The sequence below is a fragment of the Shinella sp. S4-D37 genome (genome assembly GCF_040812195.1).
Classification (GTDB): Bacteria; Pseudomonadota; Alphaproteobacteria; order Rhizobiales; family Rhizobiaceae; genus Shinella.
This window is the reverse complement of sequence record NZ_JBFNXL010000005.1, coordinates 1,257,692-1,272,030: the sequence shown is the minus strand read 5'-3', so window position 1 is coordinate 1,272,030 and position 14,339 is coordinate 1,257,692. Positions and strand designations below refer to the sequence as shown.

Genomic DNA, 14,339 nt, shown 5'->3' with positions numbered 1-14,339 from the left:
TCGTGTCCGGTGACACCCCACCATGAGAGCAATCAGGCGCCGGCCTTGCGGTAGAGCGCGGCAAGCTGGTTGCGCGAGGATGGCAGCTCCGGCACTACGACCATCATGGTGATATGCCCGCGCTTGAAGGCGTTGAGGAACGGTTCGTAGTTCTGGAAGGCGACGCAGCCGTGCGAGCCCTTCTGGCCGCGCAGGAGATTGGTATGCGTCAGGAGGCCCGTGCGGTTTTTCGGGTCGCGCCCGTCGATCGACGTCATGCGGATCGCCTCGACGCCGTGGAAGCGCCGCTCGCGCATCTTCAGGCGGTAGGTGCCGGCCGGCGTCGGCCCGCTCATCTTGACGTGCTCGTAGCGCGGATTGTCGCGCATCTTGCCGATGCCGGAATGGGCGCGCAGCTTCGTGCCGTCGGGCATGTAGACCGTCGCGTTGGAGACGTCGTAGATCGCGACCTTCGTGCCGCGGCCCGGCCAGCCGGTGCCGCTGCCGCCCTTGTTCTTGAAAAGGTCGCCGAACAGCGAGCGCTCGGGCCTGACGAGGGCGACGTTCTCCTTGTCCTTGTCCTTCGCCTTCTCGCGCCGGCTGCGGGCGACGGGCTTTTCCTCGACCGCCGGCTTTTCGATCGTCACCGTCTCCAGCGCGGGCCTTGCTTCCGGCAGCGGGATCTCGCCGAGGAGATTTTCCTCCTCTTCCTCCGGTTTTGGCATGACGAGGCCGAAGGGCTGGATGTCCTTGCGGGCGGAAACGTCCTCCACGAGCGCGGTCACCATGACCGGCTGGCCGGTGAGCCGCTTCTCGTCCTCGACGGAGCGCTCGGCGCGGGCGACGGCCGCCTCGATCATCGCGGCCTTGGCCTTCTCGCGCTTGACGGCGGCGGCAAGCTCGATGGAGATCCTGCGCTGGTGGGCGACCTGGATCGCCGCGGCCGTCAGTTGCTTCTGGCGCAATTCGCTTTCCGAGGGCTGCGAGAGACGCGAAAATTTCGCGACCTTCACCATGCGCTCGGCATGTTCCGTCTTCCGCATGGCGGGCTTGCCGTGCAGCGAGGCGGTGATGATCTTCCTGCCTTCGGAAAGGGAGGATGCCGCTTCCTGCATGCTGCCAAGCGTCGAGACGAGGGCGAAGGCCGATCCCGCGACGACGCCGCAGGCCAGCAAAGCGCTGAGAAGGATGCCGCCGGAGCGACCCCGACGGGATTTCGACGCGGAACGCGCGGAACTGTATACAGACGCCATGATACTCGTTACCCGATACTCGTTACTCGACGCGGCCGCGGAAAACACGCTCCGAAAGCCGTTACGCTTGCGGCAGGCGGCGGGACCACGCGTCCCGGGCTTCTGCCGAACGAGCAAAGAATGACGAAATATGGTAAGCAATTCCTAAACGGCGCCTCGCGTTTTTGAAGGAGTCCACCGGACTGCCCTCGACATCCGGCAAGGCTGCCTGTCACGAGAATGCGGCGCTGGCGTGTCCGGGCCGCCCGTATCCCTAGAGCTGGGGATGCCGGGCGAGCCATTCGGTGGCCGCCTCGTAGCGCGCGGCGACGGCCAGCACGTCGCGGTCGGCCCGCGGCCGGCCGACGATCTGGATGCCGGCGGGCAACCCGCCCGCGCTGAAACCCGCCGGCATGGCGGCGACGGGAAGGCCGGCCAGCGTCGGGCCGATCACCACCTCCATCCAGCGGTGATAGGTGTCCATCGCCCGCCCGGCGATCGCCTTCGGCCAGTCGAGCCCGGCTTCGAACGGGAAGACCTGGGCGGAGGGCAGGACCAGGAAATCGTAAGTATCGAACAGGCCCGTGACGTGGCGCAGCCAGTCGCTGCGGCCGAGCGAGGCGGCGTAGACCTCGGCCGCAGAAAGGCTCTGGCCGTTCTCGATCTCCCAGATCATCTCCGGCTTCATGCGCGCGCGGCGGACCGGATCGGCATAATCGGCCGCCTGGCCGTTGGCGACGAGGAAATGGCGCAGCGTGCGCCAGATCTGCCAGAGCCGCGCCATGTCGAAGCCCGGGGGCACCTCCTCCACGCGGCATCCGAGCCGCCGGAAGACGTCGAGCGAGGCGCGGCACAGTTCCAGCACGCCGGGCTCGAAGGGAAGGTAGCCGCCGAAATCGCCGAGCCAGCCGATGCGGGCGCCGGAAAGGTCGCGGTCGGCATCGAACGCAAGCCCTTCGCCGGCAAGCGACAGCGGGTCGCGCGGATCGTAGCCGGATTGCGTCGCCAGGAGAGCGGCGACATCGGCGACGCTACGGCCCATCGGGCCGTTGACGGCAAGCTGGCCGAGGAAAAGCTCGGTGTTGAGCGAGGGCACCCGGCCGAAGGACGGGCGGAAGCCGACGACATTGTTGAAGGCGGCGGGATTGCGCAGCGAGCCCATCATGTCGCTGCCGTCGGCGACCGGCAGCAGCCGGGCCGCCAGCCCCGCCGCAGCCCCGCCGGAGGAACCGCCGGCGCTCTTGCCCGTATCGTAGGGATTGCGCGTGACGCCGAAGACCGGGTTGTAGCTGTGCGAGCCGAGGCCCATTTCCGGCGCGTTGGTCTTGCCGATGACGATGGCGCCGGCCGCGCGGATGCGCTCGACATGGATGTCGTCGTAGTCGGGCACGAAATCCGCGTAATTGGCCGAGCCGAAGGAGCAGAGGATGCCCTTCGCCTCGGAAAGGTCCTTCACCGCGAAGGGCATGCCGTGCAGCCAGCCGCGATAGTCCCCTGCCGCAAGCGCCCGGTCCGCCTCCTCCGCCTCGGCCAGGAGCGCGTCCGCCGGGCGCAGGCTGACAATGGCGTTGAGGCGCGGATTGATCGCCTCGATGCGGGAAAGGTAGGCCGCCATGACGCTGCGGCAATCGAGCCGGCGCTCGGCGATGGCGGCGGAAAGGGCAAGGGCGGAAAGGTCGATGATGTCCTGCAAGGTCGGCTCCGGCATTCGTCTTGCCACAGAGCTAGCAGGCGGAAGGAAGGAGCGCCAGCCCGCCCTAGCCGGGCGGGACGCCCTGGCGGAAGGCGAGCGCAAAAAGCCCGACGGCGACGAGCGAGCCGAGCGTGCGCACATGGTTCCACATCGTCCAGACGTCGAGGTAGCGCTGCCAGAGGGCCGCCTGTTCGGCACTGCCGGCGGGCGCGGCGGCCAGCGCATCGTTGAGCGGCACGTTGAAGAGGATCGTCACGCCGAGGACGGCGAGAAGGAAGACGATGCCGCCCGTCGCGGCCATCACCCCGCCCGCCCCGCCCAGCAGGAAGCCGAGGAACGCCAGCACCAGCGAGAGCAGCGCGGCGCCGAGGAAGGCGGAGAAGAACCACGCGTTCTGGATGACGGCATCGACGGCGTTCATCGCCGCCGCCCCTTCCGCCGGCGGCAGGCGCGCGAGGGCCGTCATGATGCAGACCGAGAAGATGAAGAACAGCCCGGCATTCAGCGCCGCGGCGAGAACGGCAAGGAAGGTCAGGATGGGAAAGGCGCTTGCCATGCTCGGGTCCTCCTGAATATGAGTAATCCTCATATTTGCAAAATGTGAGAAATCCTCGTATTTGTCAAGCCCAATCGGAAACCCCTCGCACCCGCCCCGGAAGAACGATGAGCGAACCACAGATGCGCCGCGCACCGAGCCAGAAACGCAGCCGCGAACGGGTGGGCGCCATCCTCGCCACGGCGACGGACATGATCGCGAAGGCGGGCAGCGACGCCCTGCGCATGAGCGAGCTTGCCCAGCGCACCGGCATCTCCATCGGCTCGCTCTACCAGTATTTTCCCGACAAGAGCGCCGTGGTGCGCGCGCTGGCGGAGCGCAGCAACGAGGAAAGTCGCGCCTGCATCGCCGAGGGCCTCGCCGCCGCGGCAAGCATGGAGGCGCTCGCCGGCGCCTTCGCCAGCCTGGTCGACACCTATTACGGGATGTTCCTCGCCGAACCGGTCATCCGCGACATCTGGTCGGCCGTGCAGGCGGACGGCGCGCTGCGGGCCATGGAGGTGGCGGAGAGCCGCCGCAACGGCGCCCTGCTCGCCGCCCGGTTGCAGATGCTGCGCCCGCAGGCCGATCCCGCCCGGATCGAGGCGACCGCCCTCCTCGTCATGCATCTCGGCGAAGCGACGATGCGGCTCGCCGTCTCGGTCGACCGGGCGGAGGGGGACCGGCTGGTCGAGGCCTACAAGCGCATGGCGATCCGCGAACTGACGGCGCCGTAGCCGGCCGAGCGCCGCGCCATCACCGATTTTTGAAGAGCGCATGCCCTTCCCGCCCGCCGGCCGTGATACATTTTCTCCCATTCCGGATGCGCGGAGGGGTGATGGTCATGCTGACGACGCTTGCCTTGCTGATAAGCCTGATGCCCGGCGCGGAACTTGCCGCCGCGGACCTTGAAGTGGATGTGGAACTGGTGCTGGCGGTCGACGTCTCCGGCTCCATGGATATCGAGGAGGCGCAGGTGCAGCGCGCCGGCTATGTCGATGCCCTGCGCCATCCCGACTTCATCAATGCCGTGCGCGACGGCCTGACCGGCCGCATCGCCATCAGCTATTTCGAATGGGCGGGCACGATCCGCGAGGACTCCTTCGTGTCGTGGCAGATCATCTCCGGGCGCGAGGATGCGGATGCCTTCGCCGCCCGACTGGAAGCCCGGCCGATCTCCACGCGCCGCGGCACGTCGATCTCGGGCGCCATCGTCTATGGCGCGCAACTCTTCGATGCCAACGGCTATAGCGGCCTGCGCCGCGTCATCGACGTTTCCGGCGACGGCCCGAACAATTTCGGCCCGCCCGTCACCCCCCGCACGCGACGCGGCGACCGCGCTCGGCATCATCATCAACGGCCTTGCCATCATGATCCGCCCGTCGGCCGCCTACGGTTCGCTCGACGACTATTATGCCAATTGCGTCATCGGCGGCCCCGGCGCCTTCGTCCTGCCCGTGCAGGAGCCGGAGGATTTCGCCATCGCCATCCGCCGCAAGCTGATCCTCGAAGTCAGCGGCATCGAGCCGCCCGCCCGCCTCATCCCCGTCGCCGGCGCGCCGGCCGACTGCCTGATCGGCGAAAAACTGAGGCCGAGCTACATGGAGCGCTTCTACCCCGAACTCGACCGCTAGAGTTTGTCAGGGAAAAGTGGGAACCGGTTTTCCCGAAGAGACAAACGAAAACAAAGAAATCCAGAGTCTGTCAGATTCAGAATGAACCTGACAGACTCTAGGACCTGTTCCATCCGAAACAGCGCCGCCCGGTCCCGCATGCGACAGTCACCCTACTGGATGAAATGGTTCGTCCATCGACTGGTAGAGAGGAGACTGAAATGCGCAAGTTCATCATGTCCGCCGTTGTCGCGACCATCGCAGCGGTATCCTTCGCCGCCCCCTCGCAGGCCGGCGGCTTCTACATCGGCTTCGGCCATGGCTGGGGCGGCCATCACCACGGCTATGTCAGCCACTACTACGGCCATCACCGCCACTGCTTCTGGAAGAAGATCAAGCGCTACAACAAGTGGGGCCACGTCGTCTACAAGCGCGTGAAGGTCTGCCGTTAAGCCTCGGCGCCGGCGCGATTTTTCCCCGCAAACCATCCCTCCCCCGGTCGCTTCGCGGCCGGGGTTTTGCCATCCTGAAAACACACATCGTTCGCAACCTATTCCTTTTCAAGGAAAATCGTGCTTATATTGAATGAACGTTCAGCAAAATAATGGGGAGCGACATGAACGAGATGATCCGCGATATCAGCGTTCCGAACGACTGGGACAGGAGCGGACTTCCCGGCTGGTGTTATCACAGCCCCGCCCTCCTCGAACTGGAGAAGCAGCATGTCTTCCGCGAGCACTGGCAGATCGCCTGCCATGTCTCCGACATTCCCGAGCCCGGCAACTACCTCGCCATGGACGTCGTCGGCGAGCGCGCGCTCATCCTGCGCGGGCAGGACGGCGCGGTGCGCGCCTTCCACAACATCTGCCGCCATCGCGGCTCGCGCCTCGTCGCCGACGAGAAGGGCAGCTGCCGCAACGCACTGGTCTGTCCCTTCCACGGCTGGGTCTACAATCTCGACGGCACGCTGCGCGGCGCCGCCCGCCCGAAAAGCTTCCCGCCGCTCGACAAGGACGAATTCGCGCTGAAGGCGCTGGAATGCGAGGTCTGGCAGGGTTTCGTCTTCATCCGCTTCGCACCCGGCCCGCAGCCGTCCGTCGCCGACCTGATGAAGCCCTTCGAGGAGGAGCTGGCGCATTACCGCGCGGAAGAGATGGTGCCGACCGGCGACATCTGGACCCAGGAGACGCCGGTCAACTGGAAGTCCGTGCGCGATGTCGACAACGAGGGCTACCACGTCGCCATGGCCCACCCCGCTTTGCAGGACCTCTACGGCTCGACCTATTACGACGAGCCCTTCGTCGACGGCCTCTGCCGCTCCTTCGCCACCTACAACCCGCATGCCGGCCGGCGCTGGAGCGTGCGCAACTATGTGAAGATCTCGCCGGAGAACCGGGCGCTGCCCGAACGGCTGCGCAAGGCCTGGATCTATTTCGGCCTGTTCCCCAACGCCGTCATCGCCGTCACGCCGGAAACCGTGCAGTTCTACCAGGAATTCCCACTCGGCGTCGGCCGGACGCTGCTGCGCGGCGGCATCTATCGCTACAGGCAGGAGGAGCGCGCCCATCGCCTCGCCCGCTACCTCGCCTTGCGCATCGACCGCGACACCCAGGCCGAGGACGTCCAGCTCACCGTCTGGTCGAACGAGGCGATGACCTCCAACGCCTTTGCCGGCTTCTACCTTTCCGATCTCGAATACGGCGTGCGCACCCATCACGATCACCTGCGCAAGGTGCTGCCGGTGGTGACGTTGAAGGAGGCGCCGGAGGAGAAGGATATGGATGCGGTGAACAGGGATTTAGGCAGTAGGCAGTAGGCAGTAGGAATATTCCTCCCTACTGCCCATTGGCTACTGCCCAATTCCTCCCCCCTCACCCCTTCCAGAGCCCTTCGCGCACCAGGTCGTCCATCGTCAGCTCGATGCCACGGCGCAGGATCGCCGCGATGTCGTCGATCTGGGCCGTGGTGATGGTGAGCGGCGGCGACATCACGCACATGTTGATGAGCGGGCGCACCAGGAGGCCGAGTTCCTGGCAATGCCGGTCGATGCGCTTGCCGACCTCCAGATCGAGGGTCAGCGGGTTCTTGCTGACCCGGTCGGCGACGCATTCCACGCAGGCCATCAGGCCGAGGCCGCGCACCTCGCCGACCAGCGGCAGCTCCTCCAGTGCCTTCAGGCTCGCCTGGAAATGGTCGGTGACGGCGCGCGCATGGTCGAGCAGCCCGTCCTCCAGGATGTCGAGGTTCTTCAGCGCCACCGCGCAGCCGACCGGATGGCTGGAATAGGTCAGCCCGTGCGCGAACATCGCCTCCGAATGGTTCGAGCGGCGCAGTTCCTCGAAGAGGCGCCCGGCGATCATCACCCCGCCGAGCGGGAAATAGCCCGACGTCACGCCCTTGGCGAAGGTGATCATGTCGGGGTCGATGCCGAAGACGTCCTGCGAGGCGAAGACGTGGCCGAGGCGGCCGAAGGCGGTCACCACCTCGTCGGCGATGAAGAGGATGTCGTTGGCGCGGCAGAGTTCGCGCATGCGCTTGAGGTAACCGGCCGGCGGCACGATGACCCCGCCCGACGCCATGACCGGCTCGGCGATGAAGGCGCCGATCCGCTCCGCCCCCCTCTCCTCGATGACCGCGGAAAACTCCTCCACGAGGAAATCGCAGAAGGCCTCGACGCTCATGCCCTCCGGCCGGCGGAACGGATCGGGGCAGGAGAGCTTGACGACGAGATCGCCGGCGCTGTCCATCCAGTCATGGTCGCGCGGCCGCCCGTTGAGCGAGGCGGAGAGATAGGTCGAGCCGTGATAGCCGCCCTGGCGCGAGACGATCAGCTTCTTCTCCGGCCGGCCCTTCACATTGTTGGCGAACTGCATGAAGCGCAGCGCCGTCTCGACGGCCGACGAGCCGCCGGTCGTGTAGAAGACATGGTCGATCCCTTCGGGCGCATGCCCGGCAAGGCGTGCGGAGAGCACGGCGGAGGGCGCGTTGGTCGTGTACCAGGGCGAATTGTAGGAGAGTTCCATCGCCTGCGTCGCCATGACGTCGGCCAGTTGCCTGTTGCGGTGCCCCGCATTGACGCACCACATGCCGGCAGGCCCGTCGATCAGCCGGCGGCCGGCGGCGTCGGTCACGTAGATGCCCTCGCCCGCCTCGATGCGCCCGCGCGCCTCCGCGCCGATGGAGCCGGAAACCGGCCAGGGCTGCACGAGATGGCGCTCGGCCAGCCGGGTGACCTCGTCGCCGGCCGCCGCGTCGGCACGCAGGTCCTCGTTCGCCGTCTTCGGTATTGCCGCCATGTCCCTCTCCATCGATTATTCATCAGAAAGAATTTTCGAACAACGATATGAAAGATTTCGTTTTTCCATATCATATTGAATGTTCGTTCAATCAATATTGCAGAAACGGGGCTTGATTTCAACGAGGATTTCGGCGCATGCTGTCGATCAGGGAACAGGAGGGCGCCCGAGACGGAGCGCCCCCAAGCCGAAAAGGCGAAAGCGCATGGGAACGGGAAATCTCACGCTCCATGAAAGTTGTCGTCGCGGGAGCTTCGGCCGATGACGGCGGCGGCGTTCGGCGCAGTTGCCGACACGCCCTCCCCCGGGAGGCGAAAGGCCTGGATGCGCAGCGAGGAGGCCCGCGGCCTCGCCCTGATATCGCCGACCTTCCTCTATGCGCTGGCGCTGCTCTTCCTCCCGGTCCTCATCGTCATCGCCTACAGTTTCTGGACCCAGGATTATCTCGACATCGACCGCACCTTCACGCTGGAGAACTACCGGCAGGCCCTCACCGAGCCGATCTACCGCGACCTCTTCATCCGCTCGCTATGGATCTCGCTGACGGTCAGCATCGTCACCGTCGTCTTCTCCTATCCGATCGCCTGGTTCATCTCCTTCCACGGCGGGGTGCACAAGAACCTCTGGCTCTTCCTCGTCACCGTGCCCTGCTGGACGAGCTACCTTCTGCGCGTCATGTCCTGGAAGGTCATCCTCGGCTATGGCGGCGTCATGAACACCGGCCTCATCTCGATGGGCCTCATCGACAAGCCGGTGACCTCGCTGCTCTACAATTCCAACGCCGTGGTGCTCACGCTGGTGCATAGCTGGGCGGCCTTCGCCATCCTGCCGATCTACGTCTCGCTGCAGAAGATCGACCGCACGCTGATCGAGGCGGCGCGCGATCTCGGCGACAGCCGCCTCAAGGCCTTCCTGCGCATCACCCTGCCGCTCTCGCTGCCCGGCATTATCTCCGCCTTCCTGATCGTGATGATCCCGACCGTCGGCGACTATGTCACGCCGCGCCTCGTCGGCGGCAAGGACGGCGTGATGATCGCGACCGCCATCCAGGCGCAGTTCGGCAAGGCGGCCAACTGGCCGCTCGGCGCGGCCCTCTCCGTCACCACCATGGTGCTCGTCTCGCTGGCCGCCGCCGCCGTCGTGTTCGCGCTGAAATCCGCCGTCAGGAGGATCCGATGAGCCCCCTCATGCAGCGCCTGCGCTTTCTTCCGTTCCTGCCGGCCTATGTCGCGCTCTATTTCCTCTTCCTCTACTTGCCGATCCTGCTTCTGCCGGTCTTCTCCTTCAACAACGCGGCGACGACCACCTTCCCGCTCGCCGGCTTCACCACAAAATGGTACGCCTCGCTCGCCGGCAATTCGGTCATGCTGCAGGCGGCCTGGAACAGCCTCGTCGTCGGCGTCTCCGTCTCGCTGCTCTCCACCGTGCTGGGCATCTGCGCCGCCCGCGCCATCACGCGCTACCGCTTCCGTGGCCAGAAGGCGGCGGCAGGCCTCATCATGGCGCCGCTCTTCCTGCCGGAGATCATCGTCGCCGTCTCGCTCCTGATGATCGTGCTCGCCATGGGCGTCGAGCTGTCGCTGGTGACGGTCATCCTCGGCCAGACGGTGTTCTGCGTGCCCTATGCCATGTCGGTGCTGGTCTCCGGCTTCGAGGGCTTCGACCGCAGCCTGGAGGAAGCCTCCTACGATCTCGGCGAGACCGCGATCGGCACGTTCCGGCGCGTCACGCTGCCGGTCGTCGCGCCGGCCATCGTCTCCAGCCTGCTCGTCACCTTCACCATCTCGCTCGACGAGTTCATCCTCGCCTTCTTCCTTTCCGGCACCGAGCCGACGCTGCCGGTCTATATCTGGGGGCAGTTGCGCTTTGCGGCGAAGCTGCCGGGCGTGCTGGCGCTCGGCAGCGTCATGCTGGTCGCCTCCATCCTGATGCTCACCCTTGCCGAAATCCTGCGCCGCCGGGCCGAACGCCGCACGCAGATGGCATTCACGCTGCCTTAGAAACAGGAGCCCGCCATGGCCGACCGCCCGATGATCGAGATCGCCAACGTGTCGAAGTTCTACGGCATCTACAAGGCGCTCGACGACGTCTCGCTTACCATCGGCGAAGGCGAGTTCTTCTCGCTGCTCGGCCCGTCCGGCTGCGGCAAGACCACGCTCCTGCGTTCCATCGCCGGCTTCGAGACGCCGACGGCGGGCGAGATCTTCATCGACGGGATGCCCTCCCTCGCGCTGCCGCCGAACAAGCGCCCGACCAACATGGTCTTCCAGAACTACGCCATCTTCCCCCATCTCGACGTCGCGGAAAACGTCGCCTACGGGCTGAAGCGGCTGAAGCTTTCGGCGGAGGACGAGAGGAAGCGGGTCGGCGACGCGCTCGACCAGGTGCGCCTCTCGGGCCTTGGCCAACGCAAGGCACACGAACTCTCCGGCGGCCAGCGCCAGCGCGTGGCGCTCGCCCGCGCCCTCGTCATGCGGCCGAAGGTGCTGCTGCTCGACGAACCGCTCTCCGCGCTCGACAAGAAGCTGCGCGAGGAGATGCAGGTGGAGCTGCGCACGCTGCAGAAGGCCGTCGGCATCACCTTCATCCTCGTCACGCACGACCAGTATGAGGCGCTGGCGCTCTCCGACCGCATCGCCGTAATGTTCGGCGGCCGCATCGCGCAGATCGCCAGCCCGAAGGAGATCTACCAGCGCCCGCGCACGCGAAAAGTCGCCGATTTCCTCGGCGGCATGAATTTCCTGAAGGCGAAGGTACTGGGGGAACAGGGCAACGCCGTCTCGGTCGACGCCGCCCGCTTCGGCGCGGTCAATCTCGACAAGCCGCAGGGCTTTGCCGCCGCCAACGGCCATGTCACCGTCGGCATCCGCCCGGAACGGCTGCGGCTCCTGTGGGACGACGACCGCGCGCCGCACGAGCTTGCCGGCCGCATCGAGAACCGCGCCTATTTCGGCGAGGTCACCCACCTGACGGTCGGCGTGGACGGACTGGAACAGCCGCTCTCCATGGTCGAGACGAACAGTTTCGGCGCGGACGACCTGCCGGTCGGCGCAGAAATCCGGCTGGCCTATGATCCGGAGGCGTTCGTGCTTTTGGCGGAAGATCCGCCGGTTACGCGCGTGTGAGCGGCCCCTCATCCGGCCTGCCGGCCACCTTCTCCCCGCAAGCTGGGAGAAGGAACCGTGCCGCAGGGCTTTCCTTCGATCAATATGAAGACGTCGCCGCAGCCTCCTTCTCCCCGCTTGCGGGGAGAAGGTCGCGGCAGCGGGATGAGGGGCCGCCGCCCCCTCTCAATACCCCGACTTGATCTTCTCGAACTCCGCGATCATCTTCTGCCGCAGCTCCGTCGGGATCGGCGCCTGGAACAGCGTGTTGGCGACGAAGGCCTCGACATCCGCATAGCCCTTGTCGGCAAGGATCTTCGGGTCGACGGCGGCCATGCCCTTGGCGTTGGAATGGCCGTAGCCCCAGCTTTCGACCATGTAGGCCGCAACGGCCGGATCGGTGACGGCGTTGAGGTAGTCATAGGCAAGGTCGGGGCTGCCTTCGGCGCCCTTCAGCCGCGAATAGCCGCAGACCCAGGTGGACAGCCCCTCCTTGGTGTCCTTCTTGATGGCGACGGGCTGGCTTTCGGCCTGCAGCGTCGTCGCCGTCTCGTTCCAGGCCCAGGCAAGATCGACCTCGCCGCTCGCCAGCGCCTGGCTGAGATCGGTATTGTCGGTCCAGTAGAGCCGCACGTTCTTGTGCACCTCGCGCAGGAAGGCGGAGGCCTCCTCGAACTGCGCGTCCGTCAGGCTCGCCCAGTCCTTGACGCCGATGGCAAGGCTCGCCAGCGCATAGGCATCATCGACATTGTCGCCGATCGACACGCGGTCCTTGAACTTCGGATCGGCGAAGGCCCTGAGCGAGGCGATCTCCTCCGGCTTCACCGTGTCGGTGCGGTAGGTCAGAACCGTATTGCCCCATTCGAAGGGCAGGAACCAGGCCGTGCCGTCGTCCGAGGTCATCAGGTTCTTCATGTCCTTGAAGGCCGGCAGGATATCGTTCCACGCGGCGAGCCTGGACGTGTCGAGCGGCTCCAGCAGCCCGGCCTCGCGCCATTTGACGATGCTTTGCGCGCAGGGATGCGCGACATCGGCCTTGAAGCCGGAGCGCAGCTTCTGGAAGGCTTCCTCCTCGTCGCCGAAGAACGAGAAATCCGGCGAATTGCCGTGCTTTTCCGTATAGGCGGGGTGGAAGGCGGGGTCCTCGTAGCCGGACCAGTCGAAGACCGTGAGCGTATCGGCGGCAAGGGCTGGAAGGGCGGTGCCGAGGGCGAGGAAGGCGGCCAATGCCGCTATTCCCGTGCGTTTGGCCGTGTGTGCAGTCTTCATGCCGTGCTCCTTCCCCGTTTCGGGTTCCCTATTGTGATTGTGGTCCTTGCAAGGTGAGATGCTTCGGGAAGGTCGTGACGACGAAGGCGATCGCCGCCTCCAGCGCCTTTTCCCGCGTCGTGCCGTCGCCCATCATCAGGCGCAGCCACAGGCCTTCCAGCATGGCGCAGAGCGAGAGCGCCGTTGGCTCCGGCTCGTAGGCATAGCCGCCCTCCGCCTTCAGCGCCGTGCAGAGCGAGATCACGGTCTCCTGGTATTTCACGTCGCGCGCGCCGCACAGCGCCTGGTAGGTCGGCCGGGACTTGGCCTCGCCCCAAAAGGCGCACCAGGCGGCGAGCTTGCGCTTGGTGCAGATCTTGCGGTCGAAATCCGCATGAACCAGCGCCCAGACGCGGCTCGCCGCATCCGGCCCGGCCTTTTCCAGCGCCGCGTTCCAGTGGTCCGCATATTCCTCGGACATGAACTGCAGCGTGGCGATGAGCAGGTTTTCCTTGCTCTCGAAATGGAAGTTGACGATGCCGCGGGAAAGGCCCGCGCCGTCGGCGACGTCGGCGAGCGTCGTGTCGGAATAGCCGCGCCTTGCAAGCGAATCGATCGTCGCCTCGACGAGCTGCTGCCGCCGCGTCTCCTTGGAGGCCTTGCGCCCCCGCTTCTCGCCGTCGCCCGAGCCCTGTTCAGCCCCGCCTGCCCGCATCTTCACCGCCACCTTGCCCTTGGGATTGCGCATCGTCACGCTCACGGGCGCACTCCCGCGACCGGCCTGACGCCGCGCAGATGAGCCGGACAATGCTCCCCGCTGTCAAGAACCTTCTGCATGGCCGTCCAGGTGCGGATGTTCTTGGCCACATAGGCCTCGCCCACCGCCGCCACCGCCTCGGCATGGAGCGGCCCTTGCAGCCGCGCCAGTTCCCCGCGCGCCACCTCGCGATACCAGGCATTGCGGCTCTCCACCCTGCCATCGGCAAAGCCCGCCGCCGCCATGGCCGTGAGATATCGCTGCGCGGAGGCCATGCCGAAGCTGAGCCCTTCCGCGGCGATATAGTCCTGCATGTCCGCGCTCGGTTCGCCGTCATGGCCGATCAGCCAATCCGATGCGGCAAAAACCCCACCGGGTTTCAGCACGCGAAAAAGCTCGGCGAACAGCGCCTCCTTGTCCGGCACATGGATCATCGCATCCTTGGAGAAGACGACGTCGAATGCGCCGTCGTCGAACGGCAGCCGGCCCGGCGGGCTGGAAACGAACCGCGCGACGGCCGAAAGCCCCTCGCCTGCCGCAGCCGCCCGCGCCCGGTCGATGACGGGCTGCTCCACGTCATAGCCGACGATCTCCGCCGACCCATGGGTCTTGGCGATATGCAGCGTGATGCCGCCGGCCCCACAGCCGAAATCGAGAACGCTTTTCCCCGCAAGATCGACGCCCGAAAGCACGCGGTCGACCTCCGCCGGACCGCCGGGCGAGAGGTATCCCTCGCCCCACATCACGCCGAGGAAGCGGATCGCCGCCTCGTCATATTCCGGCTCCGCGCCTGCACCGTGCTCACCCGCTGCCGTCATGGCTTTCCCGGCCCGTTTTCCCTGGCTCGAAATTCTAGCGCATAATCAGGCGATTGCAAGATAC

At 66.1% G+C, this 14,339-nt stretch carries 13 protein-coding genes and 1 pseudogene; 7 read left to right on the top strand and 7 right to left on the bottom strand.

The features are described 5' to 3' along the window. Positions 1–32 precede the first annotated feature (32 nt). The 3 genes from AB3G45_RS13575 to AB3G45_RS13565 all read right to left on the bottom strand — a co-directional run bounded on the left by AB3G45_RS13575 (position 33) and on the right by AB3G45_RS13565 (position 3,460). A complete protein-coding gene (locus tag AB3G45_RS13575) occupies positions 33–1,232 on the bottom strand; it encodes a DUF2778 domain-containing protein (protein ID WP_367831065.1) in 1,200 nt (399 codons plus the stop codon). Between the two features lie 253 nt (positions 1,233–1,485). Then, positions 1,486–2,919 carry an amidase gene (locus AB3G45_RS13570; protein WP_367831064.1) on the bottom strand — a complete coding sequence of 478 codons (1,434 nt, stop codon included), beginning with the start codon at positions 2,917–2,919 and terminating at the stop codon, positions 1,486–1,488. A 49-nt stretch (positions 2,920–2,968) separates the two neighbouring features. Then, positions 2,969–3,460 (bottom strand): DUF1772 domain-containing protein, encoded by a 492-nt coding sequence (locus tag AB3G45_RS13565; RefSeq protein WP_367831063.1) that lies wholly within the window; start codon positions 3,458–3,460, stop codon positions 2,969–2,971. A gap of 107 nt (positions 3,461–3,567) precedes the next feature. Between AB3G45_RS13565 and AB3G45_RS13560 the strand changes: the two genes are divergently transcribed. From AB3G45_RS13560 to AB3G45_RS13545, 4 genes and pseudogenes are all read left to right on the top strand, one after another. Further along, positions 3,568–4,176: a TetR family transcriptional regulator gene (locus tag AB3G45_RS13560; protein WP_367831062.1), complete on the top strand. Its 609-nt coding sequence runs from the start codon at positions 3,568–3,570 to the stop codon at positions 4,174–4,176. Between the two features lie 107 nt (positions 4,177–4,283). After that, positions 4,284–5,073: pseudogene (locus tag AB3G45_RS13555) on the top strand (DUF1194 domain-containing protein). Between the two features lie 200 nt (positions 5,074–5,273). Continuing rightward, positions 5,274–5,504, top strand: coding sequence for a hypothetical protein (locus AB3G45_RS13550; protein ID WP_367831061.1), 231 nt, complete (start codon positions 5,274–5,276; stop codon positions 5,502–5,504). A 164-nt stretch (positions 5,505–5,668) separates the two neighbouring features. Further along, positions 5,669–6,868, top strand: a complete 1,200-nt coding sequence (locus AB3G45_RS13545; RefSeq protein WP_367831060.1) for an SRPBCC family protein — start codon at positions 5,669–5,671, stop codon at positions 6,866–6,868. Positions 6,869–6,923: 55 nt separating this feature from the next. Here AB3G45_RS13545 and AB3G45_RS13540 read toward each other — a convergent pair whose 3' ends face one another. Continuing rightward, complete coding sequence (locus tag AB3G45_RS13540) at positions 6,924–8,348, bottom strand: aminotransferase (protein WP_367831059.1); 1,425 nt, start codon at positions 8,346–8,348, stop codon at positions 6,924–6,926. A gap of 261 nt (positions 8,349–8,609) precedes the next feature. On the opposite strand from AB3G45_RS13540, the gene AB3G45_RS13535 reads away from it, so the two are divergent. The 3 genes from AB3G45_RS13535 to AB3G45_RS13525 are packed head-to-tail and all read left to right on the top strand — an operon-like array spanning position 8,610 to position 11,473. Continuing rightward, positions 8,610–9,527 carry an ABC transporter permease gene (locus AB3G45_RS13535; RefSeq protein ID WP_367831058.1) on the top strand — a complete coding sequence of 306 codons (918 nt, stop codon included), beginning with the start codon at positions 8,610–8,612 and terminating at the stop codon, positions 9,525–9,527. Continuing rightward, on the top strand, positions 9,524–10,348 hold the full coding sequence (locus AB3G45_RS13530; RefSeq protein ID WP_367831057.1) for an ABC transporter permease: 825 nt from the start codon (positions 9,524–9,526) through the stop codon (positions 10,346–10,348). The genes AB3G45_RS13535 and AB3G45_RS13530 overlap by 4 nt, the downstream gene beginning before the upstream one ends. Positions 10,349–10,378: 30 nt before the next feature. Next, positions 10,379–11,473: an ABC transporter ATP-binding protein gene (locus AB3G45_RS13525; protein WP_367833577.1), complete on the top strand. Its 1,095-nt coding sequence runs from the start codon at positions 10,379–10,381 to the stop codon at positions 11,471–11,473. Positions 11,474–11,638: 165 nt separating this feature from the next. On the opposite strand, the gene AB3G45_RS13520 is transcribed toward AB3G45_RS13525, so the two are convergent. From AB3G45_RS13520 to AB3G45_RS13510, 3 genes are read right to left on the bottom strand one after another with little or no spacing between them, the layout of a single operon-like run. Beyond that, complete coding sequence (locus AB3G45_RS13520; RefSeq protein ID WP_367831056.1) at positions 11,639–12,721, bottom strand: ABC transporter substrate-binding protein; 1,083 nt, start codon at positions 12,719–12,721, stop codon at positions 11,639–11,641. Positions 12,722–12,749: 28 nt separating this feature from the next. After that, positions 12,750–13,415, bottom strand: coding sequence for a TetR family transcriptional regulator C-terminal domain-containing protein (locus AB3G45_RS13515; protein ID WP_367833576.1), 666 nt, complete (start codon positions 13,413–13,415; stop codon positions 12,750–12,752). Between the two features lie 41 nt (positions 13,416–13,456). Then, positions 13,457–14,275 (bottom strand): methyltransferase domain-containing protein, encoded by an 819-nt coding sequence (locus AB3G45_RS13510; protein WP_367831055.1) that lies wholly within the window; start codon positions 14,273–14,275, stop codon positions 13,457–13,459. Between the last annotated feature and the right edge of the window lie 64 nt (positions 14,276–14,339).

Bases quoted from the DNA above. Each gene is read 5' to 3' on its own strand.
- AB3G45_RS13575 (WP_367831065.1), bottom strand. From the start codon at position 1,232: ATGGCGTCTGTATACAGTTCCGCGCGTTCCGCGTCGAAATCCCGTCGG.
- AB3G45_RS13570 (WP_367831064.1), bottom strand. From the start codon at position 2,919: ATGCCGGAGCCGACCTTGCAGGACATCATCGACCTTTCCGCCCTTGCC.
- AB3G45_RS13565 (WP_367831063.1), bottom strand. From the start codon at position 3,460: ATGGCAAGCGCCTTTCCCATCCTGACCTTCCTTGCCGTTCTCGCCGCG.
- AB3G45_RS13560 (WP_367831062.1), top strand. From the start codon at position 3,568: ATGAGCGAACCACAGATGCGCCGCGCACCGAGCCAGAAACGCAGCCGC.
- AB3G45_RS13550 (WP_367831061.1), top strand. From the start codon at position 5,274: ATGCGCAAGTTCATCATGTCCGCCGTTGTCGCGACCATCGCAGCGGTA.
- AB3G45_RS13545 (WP_367831060.1), top strand. From the start codon at position 5,669: ATGAACGAGATGATCCGCGATATCAGCGTTCCGAACGACTGGGACAGG.
- AB3G45_RS13540 (WP_367831059.1), bottom strand. From the start codon at position 8,348: ATGGCGGCAATACCGAAGACGGCGAACGAGGACCTGCGTGCCGACGCG.
- AB3G45_RS13535 (WP_367831058.1), top strand. From the start codon at position 8,610: ATGACGGCGGCGGCGTTCGGCGCAGTTGCCGACACGCCCTCCCCCGGG.
- AB3G45_RS13530 (WP_367831057.1), top strand. From the start codon at position 9,524: ATGAGCCCCCTCATGCAGCGCCTGCGCTTTCTTCCGTTCCTGCCGGCC.
- AB3G45_RS13525 (WP_367833577.1), top strand. From the start codon at position 10,379: ATGATCGAGATCGCCAACGTGTCGAAGTTCTACGGCATCTACAAGGCG.
- AB3G45_RS13520 (WP_367831056.1), bottom strand. From the start codon at position 12,721: ATGAAGACTGCACACACGGCCAAACGCACGGGAATAGCGGCATTGGCC.
- AB3G45_RS13515 (WP_367833576.1), bottom strand. From the start codon at position 13,415: ATGCGGGCAGGCGGGGCTGAACAGGGCTCGGGCGACGGCGAGAAGCGG.
- AB3G45_RS13510 (WP_367831055.1), bottom strand. From the start codon at position 14,275: ATGACGGCAGCGGGTGAGCACGGTGCAGGCGCGGAGCCGGAATATGAC.